At 35.5% G+C, this 19,737-nt stretch carries 25 protein-coding genes; 2 read left to right on the top strand and 23 right to left on the bottom strand.

Annotated elements, in window-relative coordinates; all coding sequences use genetic code 11:
- Window positions 1–19: 19 nt before the first annotated feature.
- Window positions 20–592: a hypothetical protein gene (locus tag BA768_RS08135; RefSeq protein ID WP_065720344.1), complete on the bottom strand. Its 573-nt coding sequence runs from the start codon at window positions 590–592 to the stop codon at window positions 20–22.
- 241 nt (window positions 593–833) lie between these two features.
- Between BA768_RS08135 and BA768_RS08130 the strand changes: the two genes are divergently transcribed.
- Window positions 834–3,095 carry a TonB-dependent receptor domain-containing protein gene (locus BA768_RS08130; protein WP_065720343.1) on the top strand — a complete coding sequence of 754 codons (2,262 nt, stop codon included), beginning with the start codon at window positions 834–836 and terminating at the stop codon, window positions 3,093–3,095.
- A 180-nt stretch (window positions 3,096–3,275) separates the two neighbouring features.
- Here the strand turns inward: BA768_RS08130 and BA768_RS08125 are convergent, their stop codons facing one another.
- The 6 genes from BA768_RS08125 to eno all read right to left on the bottom strand — a co-directional run bounded on the left by BA768_RS08125 (window position 3,276) and on the right by eno (window position 10,742).
- Window positions 3,276–5,033, bottom strand: a complete 1,758-nt coding sequence (locus BA768_RS08125) for a discoidin domain-containing protein (protein ID WP_123947082.1) — start codon at window positions 5,031–5,033, stop codon at window positions 3,276–3,278.
- Between the two features lie 120 nt (window positions 5,034–5,153).
- A complete protein-coding gene (gene ctlX, locus BA768_RS08120; protein ID WP_065720342.1) occupies window positions 5,154–6,077 on the bottom strand; it encodes a citrulline utilization hydrolase CtlX in 924 nt (307 codons plus the stop codon).
- 150 nt (window positions 6,078–6,227) lie between these two features.
- Window positions 6,228–6,620 (bottom strand): four helix bundle protein, encoded by a 393-nt coding sequence (locus BA768_RS08115; RefSeq protein WP_065720341.1) that lies wholly within the window; start codon window positions 6,618–6,620, stop codon window positions 6,228–6,230.
- 114 nt (window positions 6,621–6,734) lie between these two features.
- Window positions 6,735–7,649, bottom strand: a complete 915-nt coding sequence (locus BA768_RS08110) for a dimethylarginine dimethylaminohydrolase family protein (RefSeq protein ID WP_065720340.1) — start codon at window positions 7,647–7,649, stop codon at window positions 6,735–6,737.
- A gap of 423 nt (window positions 7,650–8,072) precedes the next feature.
- On the bottom strand, window positions 8,073–9,359 hold the full coding sequence (locus tag BA768_RS08105; RefSeq protein WP_065720339.1) for a citrate synthase: 1,287 nt from the start codon (window positions 9,357–9,359) through the stop codon (window positions 8,073–8,075).
- A 90-nt stretch (window positions 9,360–9,449) separates the two neighbouring features.
- Window positions 9,450–10,742 (bottom strand): phosphopyruvate hydratase, encoded by a 1,293-nt coding sequence (gene eno, locus BA768_RS08100; RefSeq protein WP_034678044.1) that lies wholly within the window; start codon window positions 10,740–10,742, stop codon window positions 9,450–9,452.
- Window positions 10,743–10,890: 148 nt separating this feature from the next.
- On the opposite strand from eno, the gene BA768_RS08095 reads away from it, so the two are divergent.
- The gene (locus BA768_RS08095) at window positions 10,891–11,310 is read left to right on the top strand and encodes a hypothetical protein (RefSeq protein WP_065720338.1); all 420 of its coding nucleotides are present in this window, start codon (window positions 10,891–10,893) and stop codon (window positions 11,308–11,310) included.
- A gap of 97 nt (window positions 11,311–11,407) precedes the next feature.
- Here the strand turns inward: BA768_RS08095 and rplQ are convergent, their stop codons facing one another.
- The 16 genes from rplQ to rplE all read right to left on the bottom strand — a co-directional run bounded on the left by rplQ (window position 11,408) and on the right by rplE (window position 19,726).
- On the bottom strand, window positions 11,408–11,935 hold the full coding sequence (gene rplQ, locus BA768_RS08090; RefSeq protein ID WP_034678040.1) for a 50S ribosomal protein L17: 528 nt from the start codon (window positions 11,933–11,935) through the stop codon (window positions 11,408–11,410).
- Between the two features lie 6 nt (window positions 11,936–11,941).
- Complete coding sequence (locus tag BA768_RS08085; protein WP_034678039.1) at window positions 11,942–12,937, bottom strand: DNA-directed RNA polymerase subunit alpha; 996 nt, start codon at window positions 12,935–12,937, stop codon at window positions 11,942–11,944.
- Window positions 12,938–12,970: 33 nt separating this feature from the next.
- A complete protein-coding gene (rpsD, locus tag BA768_RS08080) occupies window positions 12,971–13,579 on the bottom strand; it encodes a 30S ribosomal protein S4 (RefSeq protein ID WP_034678038.1) in 609 nt (202 codons plus the stop codon).
- Between the two features lie 19 nt (window positions 13,580–13,598).
- Window positions 13,599–13,988, bottom strand: coding sequence for a 30S ribosomal protein S11 (gene rpsK, locus BA768_RS08075; protein WP_034678037.1), 390 nt, complete (start codon window positions 13,986–13,988; stop codon window positions 13,599–13,601).
- A gap of 12 nt (window positions 13,989–14,000) precedes the next feature.
- The gene (rpsM, locus tag BA768_RS08070) at window positions 14,001–14,378 is read right to left on the bottom strand and encodes a 30S ribosomal protein S13 (protein WP_034678036.1); all 378 of its coding nucleotides are present in this window, start codon (window positions 14,376–14,378) and stop codon (window positions 14,001–14,003) included.
- A 9-nt stretch (window positions 14,379–14,387) separates the two neighbouring features.
- Window positions 14,388–14,504 carry a 50S ribosomal protein L36 gene (gene rpmJ, locus BA768_RS20880; RefSeq protein WP_007839480.1) on the bottom strand — a complete coding sequence of 39 codons (117 nt, stop codon included), beginning with the start codon at window positions 14,502–14,504 and terminating at the stop codon, window positions 14,388–14,390.
- A gap of 114 nt (window positions 14,505–14,618) precedes the next feature.
- On the bottom strand, window positions 14,619–14,834 hold the full coding sequence (infA, locus tag BA768_RS08065; protein ID WP_029297754.1) for a translation initiation factor IF-1: 216 nt from the start codon (window positions 14,832–14,834) through the stop codon (window positions 14,619–14,621).
- A gap of 3 nt (window positions 14,835–14,837) precedes the next feature.
- Window positions 14,838–16,217, bottom strand: a complete 1,380-nt coding sequence (gene secY, locus BA768_RS08060) for a preprotein translocase subunit SecY (protein ID WP_034678033.1) — start codon at window positions 16,215–16,217, stop codon at window positions 14,838–14,840.
- 9 nt (window positions 16,218–16,226) lie between these two features.
- Window positions 16,227–16,676 carry a 50S ribosomal protein L15 gene (gene rplO, locus BA768_RS08055; RefSeq protein ID WP_034678030.1) on the bottom strand — a complete coding sequence of 150 codons (450 nt, stop codon included), beginning with the start codon at window positions 16,674–16,676 and terminating at the stop codon, window positions 16,227–16,229.
- A gap of 19 nt (window positions 16,677–16,695) precedes the next feature.
- Window positions 16,696–16,872, bottom strand: coding sequence for a 50S ribosomal protein L30 (rpmD, locus tag BA768_RS08050; protein ID WP_007839493.1), 177 nt, complete (start codon window positions 16,870–16,872; stop codon window positions 16,696–16,698).
- An 11-nt stretch (window positions 16,873–16,883) separates the two neighbouring features.
- Entirely contained in the window at window positions 16,884–17,405 is a 522-nt protein-coding gene (gene rpsE / locus BA768_RS08045) for a 30S ribosomal protein S5 (protein WP_034678028.1), read from the bottom strand.
- 18 nt (window positions 17,406–17,423) lie between these two features.
- Window positions 17,424–17,777 carry a 50S ribosomal protein L18 gene (rplR, locus tag BA768_RS08040; RefSeq protein ID WP_034678027.1) on the bottom strand — a complete coding sequence of 118 codons (354 nt, stop codon included), beginning with the start codon at window positions 17,775–17,777 and terminating at the stop codon, window positions 17,424–17,426.
- A gap of 14 nt (window positions 17,778–17,791) precedes the next feature.
- Complete coding sequence (gene rplF, locus BA768_RS08035) at window positions 17,792–18,337, bottom strand: 50S ribosomal protein L6 (RefSeq protein ID WP_065720337.1); 546 nt, start codon at window positions 18,335–18,337, stop codon at window positions 17,792–17,794.
- A 17-nt stretch (window positions 18,338–18,354) separates the two neighbouring features.
- Window positions 18,355–18,753, bottom strand: a complete 399-nt coding sequence (gene rpsH / locus BA768_RS08030) for a 30S ribosomal protein S8 (RefSeq protein WP_034678025.1) — start codon at window positions 18,751–18,753, stop codon at window positions 18,355–18,357.
- A 148-nt stretch (window positions 18,754–18,901) separates the two neighbouring features.
- On the bottom strand, window positions 18,902–19,171 hold the full coding sequence (gene rpsN / locus BA768_RS08025; RefSeq protein WP_027387207.1) for a 30S ribosomal protein S14: 270 nt from the start codon (window positions 19,169–19,171) through the stop codon (window positions 18,902–18,904).
- A gap of 3 nt (window positions 19,172–19,174) precedes the next feature.
- Entirely contained in the window at window positions 19,175–19,726 is a 552-nt protein-coding gene (rplE, locus tag BA768_RS08020; RefSeq protein ID WP_034678024.1) for a 50S ribosomal protein L5, read from the bottom strand.
- Between the last annotated feature and the right edge of the window lie 11 nt (window positions 19,727–19,737).

Raw genomic sequence — 19,737 nt, 5'->3', positions numbered from 1 at the left:
TGGATTCAAAACAAGAATACTAAGTAAAATAATGACACTCACATTTATCCAATTCATAAATGTTTTTGTTTATAAAAGAAAAATGAATAATATTAAAATAGCTATTGTGTGATAATGCACTACGGGTTCTAATAACATGTCCTGTCACACTTAATGTATGTGAACCTGCTGTATTGGTATAAGTTCCGTTTATTGTAAAATCAATGTATTGTCCTACCGCTCCATAATTGCTTATTTGCATTGTAAGATTATTTCCGTTAGCATTTATAAGTCCTCCCGAAGATTCCAAACTAAAATTAGAGGTATAAGTTCCAACTCCAGGCACGTTTTGAGAGTTCAGATAAAAACCTCCTGCCGCACTTTGTGAACTTACATAAAATCCTATCGTTGGAGCCGGAGTCTGTGAATTTCCACCAGCAATTATTGGAGAAACAAAATATTTAACAGTCTGTGTATCTGTTTGACTCGTAATAAATTCTGTCACAGCAGTGCAAACAGTAAGATTACCCAAACTTGTAGTAGGAGAAGTTGCCGTAAAATTAATATCTCTTGTTGTCTGAAGACTATTGAAATCTGTACCTACAAATTTCAATTGCTGAAGTAATTTTTTTTAATAATTTTTGTAACAAAATATCTGCTTTAGTTGTCTTATTGTATATAAACTTGGAAGTAGTAAAATTTTAAAAACATTTTTATTAACTGATAAACAATAAGTTATAATTTTAATAAAAACATTTTCACTACTTTGTATTGCAAGATACTTAATTTATTACATATCTTTGCAATGTAAATTAATAACAAATACAAGCATCTAAACTTAAAATATAACAATTATGAAAACTCAAATATTTATAGCAGCACTTTTCTTAAGCGGATTTACATTTGCACAAGAGAAAAAAAATGACTCGGTAAAGACCCAGAAAATTGAGGAAGTTGTAATGACGAAGCAGGTTTTCAAAAAGCAGAGCGATCGTTTTGTTTATGATGTAGCTGCTTCTCCTGTTACAAAAGGAAATACAACTTTTGATCTTTTAAGACAGACACCGCTTCTTTCAACTACTGATGACAAGACTCTTAAAATCGCAGGAAAAAACAGTGCTCTGATCTACATAAACGGCAGAAAATCTAATATGGATGCTGAATCTCTTGCTCAGTTTCTAAAAAACACTCCTGCCGAAAACATTCAGAAAATTGAAGTAATCACTGTTCCCGGAAGTGAGTTTCAGGTGGAAGCTTCAGACGGAATCATCAATATTGTTCTGAAAAAGAAAATGAGCGACGGTTTGAACGGAAATATGAGAATGTCTAATTCTCAGAATAAATACAATGGTAGCTCTGCAAGTTTTTCTGCAAACTATAGAAAAGATAAGCTGGGAATCAGTGCAAATCTTTACGGTGGCGATAATATTCAGGCGCAACATTATGTTTTGAGAAACGGTAATGACTTATCTTCCAACGAATCTACGGGGAATATTGATGATCCCAACCAATACATCGGTGGTTATCTGAATTTTGATTATCAATTAACCGAAAAAAGCAATTTAGCACTATCCTGGAACTCGAATGCCAACAAAAGCTATAATTCTACGGTTAATTTATTCAATACCATTAAATCTTTTGACACAGAATCACAATCTTATATAACCAATTATACCAACTCAAGAAATAGAGAAGATGCTCGTTCGTATAATAATTCTGTTAATTTAAATTACGAATTGAAAACCGATTCTCTGGGAAGTAAATTGAATGTAAATGCGGCTTATCTTAATTACAGGAGATTTCAGTTTACAGATAATAAAACTTTTTTTGCTGATTCTGCAGGTAATGATACAGGATTGGGACAAACTATTCATCAGAATTTACCACAAATCATCAATAACTTTTCGGGTACTGTAGATTATATTCAGAAATTTAAAAATGACTTTACCGTTTCAATCGGAGGAAACTTTAATAAAACTAAAACCGATAACGATACCCAAAACGACACTTTCATAGAAGGAGAACCTACTGAGTCTGCACCAAACCATTTCATATATGATGAAAACATTTATGGTATGTACCTTACATTAGAGAAGAAGTTTTCGGATAAATTTTCCGGGAAAATCGGAACAAGATATGAGATTACAAACAGCTTGGGAACATCTGACAATGCAGCTGAGGAATACAGAAGAATCGAAAGAAATTATAACAATGTGCTTCCTTATGTAAGCTTAAATTATGCGATTAACGATAAAAATAATATTTCGTACGCATTTTCCAGCAGAATGAGAAGACCGAGCTTCTGGGAACTGAATCCGGTGAGAAATATTCTTACTGAGAATAATTACACCCAAAACAACCCTTTTGTAAAAGCTTCGTCAACCTATAATCAGGAACTGACATACATGTACAAAAGTTCTTATTTCTTGATTTTAAATCATTCTTACTTTAAGGATGTAATTACCCAAGTTCCACTACAAGGTTATGCAAAATCTATGGATGGTACAATCAGCGAACAAAATGTACTTCGTTACATCCGAACAAATTTTGGTGATAAACAAGAAATGTCTGCTATGGTTGGTATTCAAAAAACTTTTTTCAAACAATATCTCACTATGAATTTCAATATTGGAGTACAACACAACGTTAATAATGGTTCTTTAGCTGTAGATCCAACCAACGGAGATATTTTTCTTGATAAAGACGGAAATGAAATTGTGTACAGAAATAATATTAAATCAACAAGTATCCTTATTCAAACCAACAACACGATCCGTTTAGACAAAAAGAAAACCTGGTTTTTAGGTGTAAATTATTTCTTTGTCGACAAGCAGCAAATCGAATTGGGAATGCTTAAAAACCTGATGAGTTTAGATTTAAGCATCAAGAAAAATTGGAACGACTGGACATTTGCTTTAAACTTAAATGATGTTTTAAGAACAAACATTGTGGAAATTGAAGATTACCAAGCCAACGGAAATTACAACTATGTAAGAAACGACCAGTTCAGAAGAGGCGGAACTTTCAGCATCACCTACAACTTCGGAAACCAAAAAGTGAAGAAAGTAAGAAACATTGAGGGCGCTTCAGACGACATCAAAAGCAGAACGAGATAACATTCATCATTTTCATATATATTTATTTTGTACAAAACCCGCTGAGAGATTGGCGGGTTTTATTATTTTTATACAATAAAAAATGCTCCAATCATCATCAATAAAATCAGCAAATTTTTAAGAGAGATTGATAAAAACAAAAACGCTCTGAAATAATCAAAGCGTTTTTAAATTTTAATTTTATTCCGATTTTACAACTTCTGTTCTTTCTGAAATTCCGTTGGCGTTGAACGCTTCAATCTGGAAATAATAAGAATCTACTCTATCTGCTCCCGTAAAGAAATATTCATTTTTTCCGGAAACCATAATGCTTCCATATAATTTATCAGGAGATTTCCCCCAATAAATAACATAACCGTCTGCTTCAGAATTCTGTTGCCACTTCATCCAAATGCTTCTTCTTTCTCCATATTTTTTAGCATCAGCTCTCAACGGAACAAATCCCTGTACTTTTCCGGGTTTTATTCCCGCCCCTTTTCCAAAAACCCTAAAACCACTTAATGCAAATTTTCCTGTCGGCATTTTAAGGTTTTCCATTTTTAAATATCGTGCTTCGGCAGGTTTTTCTAATTCTACATAGTCGTGAGGTACGTCTTTGGTATTTTTGCTTTTGTCGACAATGACCTTCCATTTTTTGCCGTCGTTTGATCCGTAAATTTTATACTGATGCATTTTCCCTTCAGTTTTTCCCATAAACTCAGCATCCTGATCTGCATAATTAATCTGAATGGCATTAATGGTAGAAACTTCGCCTAAATCTGTCTGAAACCACTCTCCTGAGTTTCCGGTTTTTGCGCTCCAATATGTTTTAATATCCTCGTCTACTGCAAAATTGGAATGATACCCTCCTAAAGTTGATGAAACCTGAACCGGTTTATTATAATTCAGCAACATCCAGCCCGTGAAAAGCCCTTTTGAAAAATCTTTCCCTTGAGCAAACTGAGGTAGTAAAGTTGGATAATCTCCGTAAGCGGTATTGGTGTACATCACATCGTCTTTATCGAAACCTGCAGGCCAAATTCCCAAACGTCTTTCGAAATTATTTTTAGTGGAAATAAAAATGGTTGAAACGTGCCACCAGTTTTTAAAATTATCTTCAAATGTTGCACCGTGACCCGCTCCTCTTGCAAAACCTCCCGGTTTATAGGAAAACGGATTGTGCTGTTGGTATTCGTAGCCTTCCAAAGGATTTTTTGACACATAAACACCATCAGAATATCCGCTGAACTCTGTTGCAGGAGCTCCGTATTGCATATAGTATTTGTCTTTGTACTTCGTTACCCAAGCTCCTTCTACAAAAGGCTGCAGAAAAACGTTGTCATTATACTCACCGAATCTTTCCCAACCGTGATCTTCAGGTTTTAGTCTTAAAATAGGTTTTACAAAACCTTCAGATTGTAGATTTTTTACTTTAACCTCTGTTCCCAAAAGCGGCCATTCATTACTAGATCCCCAATATAAGTAGAGTTTGTTCTTATCTTCATCATAATGAAACGCAGGATCCCAAGCTCCGACTTTTAATGTATCGACAGCAATTTTCCAGTCATCTTTTGTAGGGTTCGTAGATTTCCAGATCGGAAAATCCTGTTCCCAGGTTGAACCATAAACGTATAACGTATCTTTCATTGCCCAAACTGCGGGGGCGTTCAAGTCGTGGGTATATTTATTATCTCGAAGGAATTTTCTTTTCACGAAAGTCCAGTCGAGCATATTATCACTGTGCCAATATCCTTCCTGGTTGGTCGAAAAAAGAAAAAGTTTTTCCTTGAAATTTACAATCACCGGATCCGCCGTTGCACGGTGTTTTCCCTGCTTCGAAAAAACTTCAAAAGGGGTATAACCGTAATCGATATTGATTGGATTGCAATAGGTTTTTTGCTGAGAAAAAGAGAATGTTGAAATCAATATTCCCAGACTTACAGATAACTTTTTTATCATAACAACATTTTTCACTTGTACAAAGTTAGTCGAATTTTTGGAAGGTTGTTTGATAATGAATCAATAAAAACTCCTATCAAAGTTTTGATAGGAGCTTTATTATTTTTAAAATTTATTATATTATTTCTTAGGTAAGAAAACTTCCGCCAACATACAACGTGCACTTCCGCCTCCGTTTACCTCAATTGTATTTAAATCTGAATAAATAATCTCACAATATTTTTTAATATTAGAAACCTGATCCTGATTTAATGATTGATAAGCAGTCTGGCTCATGACCAAAAACTTCTCGCCTTCTTGATTTTGAACCTGAAGCATATTTCCTGCAAACTGCTGCATCTGCTCTTCAGAGATTTCGATGATTTCTTTTCCTGAATTTTTTATTGTTTCAATTACTTTGCTTCTTTCCAATTCATTATCGATGCAATCAAGGCAAATTACCACAAATTTATCGGCAACACACATCATCACATTGGTGTGGTAAATAGGAAGTCTTTCTTCTCCTACCGTCTGAAAAGAGTGGAAAACAACCGGGGTAAATCCGTATTTAGAACAAAACTCTCTGAAAAGATTTTCATCTAATCTTAAAGAAACCGAACCGTAAGCAATTTTATTGTCGTGGTCAAAAATCATACTTCCTGTTCCTTCAAGAAAATGTCCCTGAATTTCCGGTAACGACCAATCATCAATTTCAGCAACCTCAAAACCCTGATTTTTTATTGTCTCAATAATATCTTCTCTTCGCTCCACTCTCCTGTTGGAAGCAAACATCGGATATAGAACTACTTTTCCATCCTTATGAAAGCTTACCCAGTTATTTGGGAAAATAGAATCCGGAGTATGGGGATCGATGGTATCTTTTATGGTAATGACATTAATTCCTTTACTTTTCAGTTTCTCAACAAAGATTTTGAATTCCGCCAAAGCTTTTGACTGAATATCCGCACCTTTTTGTTCTACCTGAAAATAATTGTTTTCTGCCGTTTCTGCATTGTAACCGAATGCAATCGGCTCTATCATTAGTACTGTATCTGTTGTTTGCATAGTTTTGAGTTTTAGAATGGGAGTGTTGGTGAGTCTGAGAGTTTGAAAGCGGGCGTGTTTGGGTGTTAGAGGTTAAATCTATTTTTGAATATTAGAGATTTTATAACGCTCTAAAACGCTCAAATCCTAAAACTTTCCTACTCTCCAACATTATTTTTCTCCACTTGAAAATGAGCACCATTTCTCGGAGTCATTCATCATATTTACTAACATTCCTATAATGTAATTATATTGAATATTTAATTTAATATATTGTTCTTCATTTATATATTGGCAAGCTAGTGAAAACTGAAGCCAAGTTTGGGTTTCTCTCGCTTCACCTTCTGAGTCTGTAAGCTTTGCCACAAAAGATTTTTCGTATTTTCTTTTACCCCAAGCTTCGCTAATATTGGCCGAAACAGATCTTGATGATCTTCTTATTTGATCTGTAAGAGAATATCGTTCCTCTTTAGGAAGAGTTTTTGAAAGTTCATATATTTCCATTGCAGCATCAAAAGACTTTTGATAAACTTTTAAGTCCTGATGAAATTTAATTATTGACATCTTTGTATTTTTAACTAAAATAGAAAAAATATCGATACAAAATCAACTCTCAATCACTAAAACCCTCCCACTCTAAAACCCTCCAACTCTAAAACCCTCCAACTCTCAGACACATTAGTCTCTTACCAAAGGCATTGTAGAACAACGCAAAAGTCCACCCATCTTAGAAATTTCTCTGTAAGGAATTTCTTCAACAGTCATCCCCCATTCGTTTCTTAGATGATTATTCATTCTTGTGAAGGTTTTATCAGACACCACCACTTCCGGAGAAATCGAGAAAATATTCGGAACCATTTCAAACATTTCTTCAGCAGTAACGTGGAAACAGTTTTCTTCTCCAAAAATATCGATGATTAAATTATAATCACTTTCATCCACAAAACCATCTTTATAAATGATGCATTGATCTTTTCCGATCGGATTGAATGTACAGTCTAAATGTAAAATCCCTTCGTAAGGAATCTTATCATTTTTCTTTAGTTCTAAATCGATAATTCTCTTTTTCGGAAAATATTCTTTCAGAATTTCGATAGCATATTCGTTGGTTCTTGCTGTTTTATAGTTTCTGTAATCCTCACTGAAACAAGTTCCGATGAACAGAAAATCATTCCAGACGATAACATCACCACCTTCAATATGTGCAGTTTCGGGAAGGTTGATAATTTTTCTCCACGCAACTTCTTCGAAAACTTCTTTGTAGGCTTCCTGTTCGTCTGCTCTGTCGGCAATTACGTTTGAAATAATCATTTTATCGTCAATCACAAAAGCGACATCCCTTGCAAAAACCTGGTTGTAATCCTGAATAATATCCGGACGGAAAACCTGAACATCATATTTTTTTAAAACGGCTTCAAAAGCGTTCATTTCGTTGATAATATCCTCTTCTTTAGGATACATATTGTGCTCTATCGTGTAATATGATTTTGCATCATAACTTTCTTCTAGTGTAGGAACTGCTCCCATAGAATTGGGCTGTCCGAGAACCACCGATCTTAGCCTTCCTGTTTCGTTTTTAATATTTAATTTCATATATAATGAGAATTAAGCAAATATAATCAAACGATAGTGAAGAGAAAAGCTTTTTATTTAGCCTAAATTAAGGAGTTTTTAAATAGTTTTGAAAATTAAAGAATCTTCACTAATTTCATCTGATGATCTATAAAATTTCAGATAGAATTAATGATAATCCTAACAATTGTAAGGACAAAATCTTTGTTAAATTTCTAAATATTTTTAATTTGGATAATTTATACAATGTTCAACTTCAGGCAATGGCAAGCAAAGAATTTTGGATCTTCAATTTTTTAAGTTAAACAAGGGCTTAAACTTAATGAAATACAATATATTTTAAATTGTGTCAGATTTGACAATCTTACTTTTATTATACTTTAACTACAAATAAAAAAATCCCAAAGCAAAAACTTTGGGACTTCGATTTTATAAAAAACAGTATTATCTGTTTGAGATATCGATATAATCTCTTTTTTGAGCGCCTTGGTAAACCTGTCTTGGTCTTCCGATCGGATCCCCTTTCAATCTCATTTCTTTCCACTGAGCAATCCAGCCCGGAAGTCTTCCCAATGCGAACATTACGGTAAACATTTCTGTAGGAATTCCTAATGCTCTGTAGATGATTCCAGAATAGAAATCTACGTTTGGATATAATTTTCTTTCGATGAAGTATTCGTCTTCAAGAGCTACTTTTTCTAATTGCATTGCAATATCTAAAGCTTTGTCTTCAATTCCTAAAGCAGCCAATAAATCGTCAGCAGCTTTCTTGATGATTTTTGCTCTTGGATCGAAGTTTTTGTAAACTCTGTGACCAAAGCCCATCAAACGGAAGCTATCGTTTTTGTCTTTAGCTTTAGCAACCCATTTGTTTACGTCTCCACCGTCTTTTTCGATCAATTCAAGCATTTCGATCACTGCCTGGTTTGCACCACCGTGAAGTGGACCCCAAAGTGCAGAAATACCCGCAGAAACAGATGCAAAAAGACCTGTATGAGCAGAGCCTACCATTCTTACTGTAGATGTAGAACAGTTTTGCTCGTGGTCTGCGTGAAGAATTAATAATTTATCTAAAGCTTCAGTCACCACAGGATTGATTTCAAACTCTTCGTTTGGTAATCTGAAAGCCATTTTGTAGAAGTTTTCTACATAATTTAAGCTGTTGTCACCGTGGTTAAGCGGTAAACCTAAAGTTTTTCTGTACGTCCAAGCTGCAAGGTGAGCAAATTTAGCAATCAACAATTCTGCAGCAAGATCCATTTCTTCTTTAGAATTTACGTTAACAGCCTTTGGATTGAAAGCCGTTAAAGCGGAAGTTAAAGTCGATAAAACTCCCATTGGGTGAGCAGAACGAGGGAAAGCATCGATGATTTTTTTCATCTCCTCTGCTACGAAATTATATTTTTTGATATTACCGTTAAAGGTATTGAATTGTTCTGTAGTTGGTAATTCACCATGTAACAACAGGTACATTACTTCTGTGAAGTTAGATTTTTCAGCAATCTGCTCGATAGGGTATCCTCTGTAGAATAATTCTCCCTGATCCCCATCTAAATAAGTGATGTCGCTAAGTGTAGCTCCGGTATTTTTGTAACCTAAATCTAACGTGATTAAACCTGTTTGGTCTCTTAATTTTGAAATATCGATCCCTCTGTCTCCGATAGTGCTATCCACGATTGGATATTCATACGAATTACCTGCGTAATTCAATATTACTTTGTTGTCTGACATTATTTATTTATTTTGTTTCTAAATATACTACTAATTATAAAATACGGCAAACTAAAATTATCGCTTGCCGTTATTTATAAATTCGATTAATTATCTTTTGATTTTAAAAGCATCCAACCCCGGGAAAACCGCAGTTTCACCTAAAGCTTCTTCAATTCTCAACAATTGGTTGTATTTTGCCATTCTGTCTGATCTTGAAGCAGATCCTGTTTTGATCTGACCGCAGTTCATTGCTACCGCTAAGTCAGCTATTGTTGAATCTTCAGTTTCTCCTGATCTGTGAGACATTACTGAAGTGAACTTGTTGTGCTGAGCCATTTGTACCGCTGCCATTGTTTCAGAAAGAGAACCAATTTGATTCACTTTAACCAAAATTGAATTGGCGATTCCTTCTTTTACTCCTCTTGACAATCTTTCAACATTTGTTACGAATAAATCGTCACCTACCAACTGTACTCTGTCACCGATTTTATCTGTTAACATTTTCCAACCTTCCCAGTCATTCTCCTGCATACCGTCTTCAATAGAGATGATTGGGTATTTATTTGCCAATTCAGCCAAGTAAGAAACCTGCTCACTGCTTGAGAACTGAGGTGCATCAGCAGTCTGGAATTTTCTGTAATCATAAATTCCATCCTTATAAAATTCTGAAGCAGCACAGTCTAATGCGATCATTACATCATCACCCGGCTTGTAACCCGCTTTTTCGATAGCCTGAAGCAAAGTATCCAAAGCATCTTCAGTTCCTTTGAAAGTTGGTGCAAAACCTCCTTCGTCACCCACCGCAGTAGAAAGACCTCTTGAATGAAGAATAGATTTAAGGTTGTGGAAAATTTCAGTTCCTTTTCTCAAAGCGTGAGAGAAAGAATCTGCTTTTACCGGCATTACCATAAATTCCTGGAAAGCAATCGGCGCATCTGAGTGAGAACCACCATTGATTACGTTCATCATCGGAACAGGAAGTGTATTTGCATTTACACCACCCACATATTTGTATAAAGGTAATTTTAATTCTGTTGCTGCAGCTTTTGCAGCAGCCAAAGAAACTCCCAAAATAGCATTAGCTCCCAAATTCCCTTTGTTGTTTGATCCGTCTAAATCAATCATGATCTGATCGATCAAATTCTGATCAAAAACAGGAAGACCCACCAATTCCGGTGCAATTACTTCTCTTACATTTTCTACAGCCTTAGAAACACCTTTCCCCATCCATTCTGAACCACCATCACGCAATTCAACTGCTTCATGCTCTCCTGTAGATGCACCGGAAGGAACTGCTGCACGACCCATCGCACCGCTTTCCGTAAATACATCAACTTCAACTGTAGGATTTCCTCTTGAATCCAAAATTTGTCTCGCTTCTATGTAAGAAATGTAACTCATTTTTGTTTATTTTATAGTTTAGACAAATTTAGTCAAAATTTAACTTTTTTCAATAAAATACGCATTTAGATTGTTGAAATATGAGTTAAATTTTAGTTAATTTTACGAGTATTAATATTCATTTAAAACAATAAAAATCTAAAATAATATGATTAAAAAAATTATCGCAATATGCATGCTTTCGTCTTTGGTTATTGCCTGCAAAAAAGAAGGCAACAAAGGGGTGGTGAAATCTGATTCTGCAAATACAGAAATTCTTGCCGACAACGGAACTGTTGATTCTACTATTGCCTACAACGTGAGTGTAAACGGTACAAAAACAGTGAAGACAGACTTCGTATATCAGGCGATAGACGGAAGCCCGGTAAAAGTTGTTTTTAATTATGATCCTAATAACAGAACGGTTTCTATAAGAAATAACAATAAAACTTTTGTGCTTGACAAGACAGAAGCAAAGCCTAATCAAACTACGTACGAAAAAGAAGACATGAAAGCGGTTGTAAAAGGTGACAGCTTAATTTTACATCAGGGTGAAAACATCATTGAACTTGTAAAGACTAAAATTTAACATAAATATTTTAAATTTTAAGGATTCCCGAAAAGATAGTAAAACAAAAAAACCGCTCAGAAATCTGAACGGTTTTTTTTATATATCTGTAAGAATATTATTCTCCAGCTTTTTCTTCTGTAGAATCAGTAGCTTCAGCTTTTGGCTCTTCTACTTTTTCTTCTACAACAGGAGCTTCAGCAACTACAGCTTCTTTTTTAGTAGCCGTTGTTGATCTTCTGCTTCTTCTTGTAGTCTTCTTCTCTTCAGCATTAGGGTTGTAAAGCTCGTTGAAGTCTACCAACTCGATAAGAGCAGTATCTGCAGCATCACCAGGTCTGAAACCAGTCTTGATGATTCTTGTATAACCACCGTTTCTTTCAGCGATTTTCGGAGCTACAGTTCTGAATAATTCAGTAACCGCTTCTTTATTTTGAAGATATGCAAAAACAATTCTTCTGTTGTGTGTAGTATCTTCTTTTGCTTTTGTTAATAGAGGCTCAACATATACTCTCAAAGCTTTAGCTTTAGCAACAGTAGTGTTGATTCTTTTATGCTCAATTAGAGAACAAGCCATATTAGAAAGTAAAGCGCTTCTGTGAGAAGCCGTTCTTCCTAAGTGATTGAATTTTTTACCGTGTCTCATTATTATTTAATTATCAGCGTCTAATTTATATTTTGCAACGTCGAAACCGAAGTTAAGACCTTTTGAATGCACCAATTCTTCTAGTTCTGTCAAAGATTTTTTACCAAAATTTCTGAATTTCATCAAATCAGACTTACTGTAAGAAACAAGCTCACCAAGAGTTTCTACTTCAGCTGCTTTCAGACAGTTTAGGGCTCTTACAGAAAGATCCATATCTGCTAATTTAGACTTAAGTAATTGTCTTGTATGAAGAGTTTCTTCATCGTACTGGATAGATGCTTTCACGGCTTCAGTCTCCAAAGTAATTCTCTCATCAGAGAACAACATGAAGTGATAAATTAATATCTTCGAAGCTTCAGTTAAAGCATTCTGAGGGCTGATGGAACCATCAGTTTCTATATCTAATACAAGTTTTTCGTAGTCTGTTTTTTGCTCTACACGGTAATTTTCAATACTATACTGTACTTTTTTAATCGGCGTAAAGATAGAGTCAATAGCAATAGTTCCTACAGGAGCATTGTTTGACTTGTTTTGTTCAGACGGCACATACCCTCTTCCCTTTTCTATATTAAACGTAATTTCAAAAGTAACATCAGAGTTTTGGTTGCAGATTACCAACTCAGGATTCAAGATTTCAAATCCGTTGATAGACTGTCCCAAATCTCCTGCAGTAACTACAGTTTTACCTGAAACTTTAGCAACAACCTGCTCAGAAGCCTGGTTTTCTGTTGTAGCTTTTAGTCTTACCTGCTTAAGGTTAAGAATAATTTCGGTAACGTCTTCGATTACTCCAGGGATAGTTGAAAATTCGTGCTCTACACCTTCTATTTTGATAGATGAAATAGCGTATCCTTCCAGAGAAGAAAGCAACACTCTTCTCAAAGCATTACCGATTGTAAGCCCGAAACCTGGTTCTAAAGGACGAAATTCGAATTGACCTTTAAATTCATCAGAGTTAAGTAGAATTACTTTATCGGGTTTTATGAATTGTAAAATTGCCATATTATTGGGTTGAGCAAAAAATTGATTAAAAAATTATTTAGAGTAAAGTTCGACGATAAGCTGTTCCTTGATGTCTTCCGGGATTTGGATTCTTTCAGGAGCCGATACGAAAGTACCTTCTTTTTTCTCGTCGTTGAATTGTAACCACTCATAGTTTGCTTTTGATGCCAAAGCATCAGCAACAACGTCAAGAGACTTAGATTTTTCTCTTACAGCGATTACATCACCAGCTTTTACTAAATAAGATGGAATGTTAAGGATTTCTCCGTTCACAGTAATGTGTCTGTGAGAAGTCAATTGTCTTGCAGCAGATCTTGTTTTAGCAAAACCTAATCTGTAAACAACGTTATCCAATCTTGATTCGCAAAGTTGTAAAAGAACTTCACCGGTTACTCCTTTACTTCTGTGTGCTTTGTCGAATAGATTAGCAAACTGTCTTTCTAAAATACCATAAGTATATTTAGCTTTTTGTTTTTCAGCTAACTGAACTGCATATTCTGATTTCTTAGCACCTCTTCTTTTGTTAGGACCATGTTGTCCTGGCGGTTGGTTTTTTCTTTTTTCGAAGTTTTTATCATCTCCGTAGATTGCAGCACCAAACTTTCTAGCAATCTTAGTTTTAGGTCCAATATATCTTGCCATAATGGGTAAATTCTAAAAATTAAACTCTTCTTCTTTTTGGTGGTCTACATCCATTGTGAGGCATAGGAGTCACATCAATGATTTCGCTAACTTCAATTCCTGAATTGTGAATTGTTCTGATTGCAGATTCTCTACCTGCACCAGGACCTTTCACATACACCTTTACTCTTCTAAGACCAGCTTCGTGAGCAACAGTAGAGCAATTTTCAGCTGCCATTTGAGCAGCAAATGGAGTATTCTTTTTAGAACCTCTGAAACCCATTTTACCGGCAGAAGCCCAAGAGATAACCTCTCCGTTTTTATTTGTTAAAGAAATGATGATGTTATTGAAAGAAGCCTGAATATGCGCTTCACCAATAGCCTCAACTTTTACTTTTCTTTTTTTAACTACTTTTGTTTGTTTTGCCATAATTCCTAACGATTATTTACTAGCTTTTTTCTTGTTAGCAACTGTTTTTCTCTTTCCTTTACGGGTTCTAGAGTTGTTTTTCGTTCTCTGGCCTCTTAAAGGTAATCCAAGTCTGTGACGTATTCCTCGTTGGCATCCTATGTCCATCAATCTCTTGATGTTCAATTGCACTTCAGATCTAAGCTCTCCCTCAACTTTGATGTTTTCTGAGATATACGTTCTGATTGCAGCCAATTCATCGTCATTCCATTCGTTGACTTTCTTGTCTTCGCTGATACCGGCAGCTTTAAGGATTTCAGAAGAAGTACTTCTTCCAACTCCGTAGATGTAAGTTAAACCGATAACGCCTCTTTTGTTTTTTGGTAAATCAATACCTGAAATTCTCGCCATAATTTAATTTTAGCCTTGTCTTTGTTTAAATTTTGGGTTTTTCTTGTTGATTACAAACAGAACGCCTTTTCTGCGAACGATTTTGCAATCAGCACTTCTTTTTTTAATTGATGCTCTAACTTTCATTTGAAAATATTTATTTTTTAATAAGAACAAATGGAATCTTTCGACTTCACCTGAAAATATTTATTTTTAACAATAGCCAAATGGAAACCATAAGAATCCATTTGGCATTTTGTTTTAATATCTAAATGTAATTCTCCCCTTCGAAAGATCGTAAGGAGACATTTCTAATTTTACCTTATCACCAGGTAAAAGTTTAATGTAATGCATACGCATTTTACCAGAGATATGAGCAATAAGCACATGCCCATTTTCTAGCTCTACACGGAACTGAGCGTTCGAAAGTGCTTCCGTTATAACGCCGTCTTGTTCAATATGTTTTTGTTTTGCCATAAATTAATATCCAGTCGATCTTGATAATTTAGACTGCATTAAGCCATCATAATGATGATTCAGCAGATAAGTATTGATCTGTTGAACAGTATCTAATACTACCCCAACCATAATCAGCAACGAAGTTCCCCCGAAAAATAAGGCGAACGCATCTGTCTGAACCAGACTTCCATGCACTATTGCTGGAAGGACTGCAAAGATAGATAAAAATATTGCACCTGGCAAGGTAATTTTTGATAAAATATCATCTAAATAATCAGCGGTCTCTTTACCTGGTCTTACTTTCGGTACCAAACCTCCGTTTCTCTTAAGATCATCGGCCATCTGGTTTACCGGAATTGTAATTGCGGTATAGAAAAATGAAAAGATAATAATCAATAAAGCAAACAATACATTGTATTGCCAGCTGAATACATTTTTGAAACCTGCAAGAAAAGTATTTGACTCGTCGAATTTAGTCAGCAAACCAGGTACGAACATCAATGCCTGAGCAAAGATAATCGGCATTACACCGGCTGCGTTTACTTTCAACGGGATCCACTGTCTTGCTCCCTGCATAAGATTTCTGTTTACACCTCCTCTAGCCTGAGCTCTGCTTACATACTGAATAGGGATTTTTCTTACCGCAACAGATAATACCACTGCCAAAAGAACCACCAACATCCAGAATATTACTTCAACAAGGATCATGATTGAACCCAATCCTCCTTTTCCGTTTTGTACTGCGATCTCCTGTACAAATGCTTCCGGTAATCTTGAAAGAATTCCTACCATAATTAAGATAGAAATACCGTTCCCGATACCTTTGTCGGTGATTTTCTCACCCAACCACATTGCAAATACAGATCCTGCCACCAAGATTACAATACTTGGTAACCAGAACATAATCGAATTAGGGTCTACAAAATATGCAGACTGGAACTGAGCATAAGGTAAGAACAACTGGGTAATAGAAGTTAAGTAAGAAGGCGCCTGTACAAGACAAACTCCTATCGTTAACCATCTAGTAATCTGATTCAGTGTATTTCTACCCGATTCTCCGTCTTTCTGAAGTTTCTGAAGATAAGGAATAGCCATCCCCATCAACTGAACAATAATAGAAGCAGAAATGTAAGGCATGATACCTAACGCCATTACGGAAGCGTGGCTGAAAGCTCCCCCCGTAAACGACGAAAGCAAGCCAAGGAGACCTGCTCCTTGCTTGTTACCGCCTTGATTTTTATAATGCTCTAAGAGATCTCCCACCTCTGCAAGGTTAATTGCAGGAAGAGAGATAAAAGATGCGAATCTATACACAAGGATAATACCTAAAGTGAAAAGAATTTTATCTCTAAGTTCTTTAAGGCTCCAAATATTTTTGAGGGTTTGTATAAATTCTTTCATTAGTAATTGTTATAAGGTAATTGCTTTTCCACCTGCTTTAGCGATAAGCTCTTCAGCAGATTTAGTGAATTTGTCAGCAGAAATTGAAACCGCAGATTTCAATTCACCTCTCCCCATAATTTTCACTAATTCGTTTTTAGTGATTAATCCGTTCTCGATCATAACTTCTCTTGTAATATCTCCTGTAATAGATTTATTTTCAATTAAAGTTTGAATCGTATCAAGATTAATACCTCTAAACTCTTTTCTGTTTACGTTTTTGAATCCGAATTTCGGTAATCTTCTCTGTAAAGGCATCTGACCTCCTTCAAAACCGATTTTCTGAGAATAACCAGCTCTTGCTTTCTGACCTTTGTGACCTTTTGTTGAAGTACCACCTTTTCCGCTACCTTGTCCTCTACCAATTCTTTTTGAATTGAAAGTAGATCCTGCAGCTGGCTTTATGTTGTTTAAATTCATTTTAAAATTATTTTAAAAATTATTTTTGAACTTCAAGTAAGTGACTAACTGCAGCTATCATTCCTAAGATAGAAGGAGTAGCTTCGTGTTCTACAACTTGGTGAAGTTTCTTAAATCCTAATGCTTCAAGCGTTCTCTTTTGGGTTTTTGTTCTACCAATAGCGCTTCTTACTTGCTTTACTTTGATTGTTGCCATTGTTTTAAATATTAACCGTTAAACACTTTAGTTAGAGAAACTCCTCTCATTCTTGCGATTTCTTCTGGTCTTCTGATGTCTAACAATGCTTTGAAAGTTGCCTTTACCACATTGTGAGGGTTTGAAGATCCTTTAGATTTTGAAAGGATATCGTGAATACCAGCAGATTCTAGTACTGCTCTTACCGCACCACCTGCGATAAGCCCTGTACCGTGAGAAGCAGGTCTCAAGAAGATATCTGCACCACCGTATCTAGCAGTAGTCTGGTGAGGAATCGTGTGGTTCATTACAGGAACTTTTACTAAGTTTTTCTTAGCATCTTCTACAGCCTTAGCGATAGCAGAAGCAACTTCCTTAGATTTTCCTAAACCAAAACCGATAGTTCCAGCTTCGTCTCCTACAACAACAATTGCAGAAAATCCGAAAGCTCTACCTCCTTTAGTTACTTTTGTTACTCTATTAACAGCTACGAGACGATCTTTAAGTTCTAATCCTCCCGGTTTTACTCTTTCTATATTATCTAGTCCTAACATATTTCCGAAATTTAATGATTAGAATTTAAGTCCTCCTTCTCTCGCACCGTCAGCTAGAGCTTTTACTCTACCGTGGTATACGAATCCGTTTCTATCAAATACAATATTTTCAATTCCTGCAGCAATAGCTTTAGCAGCGATTGCTTTACCTACAGCAGCAGAAACTTCACTTTTTGTTCCGTTAGCATCTACCCCCTTCTCTCTTGAAGAAGCTGATACTAAAGTTTTACCGTCTTTATCGTTGATTAACTGAGCGTAAATTTCCTTATTACTCTTATATACAGATAATCTTGGCAATTCAGAAGATCCAGAGATTTTTCCTCTTACTCTTCTTTTTATTCTGATTCTTTTTTCTAATTTACTTAGTGCCATTTTCTTAATTTTTATTAAGCAGATTTACCAGCTTTACGTCTAACAATTTCTCCTACGAATCTTACCCCTTTTCCTTTGTATGGTTCAGGTTTTCTGAAAGATCTGATCTTTGCAGCTACCATTCCTAGAAGTTGGTTATCGTGAGACGTCAAAGTAATAATTGGGTTTTTACCTTTTTCAGTCAATGTATCAACTTTCACTTCGTTTGGAAGTTCTAGAACGATACCGTGAGAGAATCCTAAAGCTAACTCAAGTTTTTGACCTGCGTGTGAAGCTCTGTATCCTACTCCTACTAATTCTAGTTTCTTTTCGAAACCTGTATTAACACCAACAATCATGTTGTTGATCAACGCTCTGTATAAACCGTGAAGCGCTCTGTGTTGTTTAGCATCAGATGGTCTGTTAACGTTAAGCTGACCGTCGTTTTGCTCAATTGTGATTCCTTCTGTAAGCTCCTGAGAAAGTTCTCCTTTAGGACCTTTTACTGTTACAACCCCATCTTTTTCAGTGATTGTAATACCAGCAGGAATCGTTATAATTGCTTTACCAATTCTTGACATTTTCCTTTGATTAAAAATTAATAAACATAGCAGATTACTTCACCGCCAACTTTCTCTTCTCTAGCTTTCTTGTCAGTCATTACTCCTTTAGAAGTAGAGATGATAGAAATACCCAAACCGTTTAGTACTCTTGGAAGTTCTCCTGAACCTTTGTACTGTCTCAAACCTGGTCTAGAAGCTCTTTGGATAGACTTGATAGCTGGTTTGTTGGTTTGCTTGTCGTACTTTAAAGCGATTTTGATGTTTCCTTGAACAGCGTTGTCTTCAAACTTGTAGTTTAAGATATACCCTTGATCAAATAAAATCTTTGTAATCTCCTTTTTGATTTTCGATGCAGGAATTTCCACCACTTTGTGGCCTGCGCTTTGTGCGTTCCTTACTCTAGTTAGGAAATCTGAAATTGGATCTGTTACCATTTTTCTATTTAAATTATTGGTTAAAGAACAACCAGTTTTGAAAAGACTTGAAGATTAAAATATCAGACTTCAGAAAACTTCGGTCTGATATTTTTATTCTTTAGTATCTCGACAACTTAATTGTTCCGATTTTTTAATTAGTAATTAATTACCAACTAGCTTTTTTAACTCCCGGGATAAGACCGTTGTTTGCCATTTCTCTGAAAGTTACTCTGGAAATACCAAACGTTCTCATATATCCTCTTGGTCTACCTGTCAACTTACATCTGTTGTGTAATCTTACAGGAGAAGCATTTTTAGGTAATTTTTGAAGTCCTTCGTAATCACCTGCTTCTTTAAGAGCTTTTCTTTTGTCAGCGTATTTAGCAACTAGTGCTTCTCTTTTGCGCTCACGCGCTTTCATTGATTCTTTAGCCATTTCTTAGTTCTTTTTAAATGGTAAACCGAAGTGAGTTAATAATGCTTTAGCTTCTTTGTCTGTTTTCGCAGTAGTAACGAAAGTAATGTCCATCCCTTGGATTTTCTTTACTTTGTCGATTACGATTTCAGGGAAGATAATCTGCTCAGTAATACCTAAGTTATAATTACCTCTACCATCGAAACCTTCAGCTTTAATACCAGAGAAATCTCTAATACGTGGCAAAGCAGAAGAAGTAAGTCTGTCTAAGAATTCGTACATTTTGTTTGCTCTAAGAGTTACCTTAGCACCTACAGGCATACCTTTTCTTAATTTGAAAGCAGCTTCATCTTTCTTAGAGATAGTACCAACAGCCTTTTGACCAGTGATATTTGTAAGTTCTTCTACAGCATAATCGATGATTTTTTTATCAGCAGTAGCGTCTCCTAAACCTTGAGATAAGATAATTTTCTCAAGTCTTGGTACCTGCATTACTGATTTGTATCCGAATTCTTCCATCATTGCTGGAACAATCGTTTCTTTATATGCTTTTTTGGGTCTTGCTATATATTCCATGTGTTATTTAA

Origin of the sequence: Chryseobacterium sp. CBo1 (assembly GCF_001693475.1) — a bacterium.
GTDB lineage: Bacteria > Bacteroidota > Bacteroidia > Flavobacteriales > Weeksellaceae > Chryseobacterium > Chryseobacterium formosense.
The sequence above is the reverse complement of the archived record's forward strand: the minus strand, read 5'-3'. Positions and strand labels throughout refer to the sequence as shown.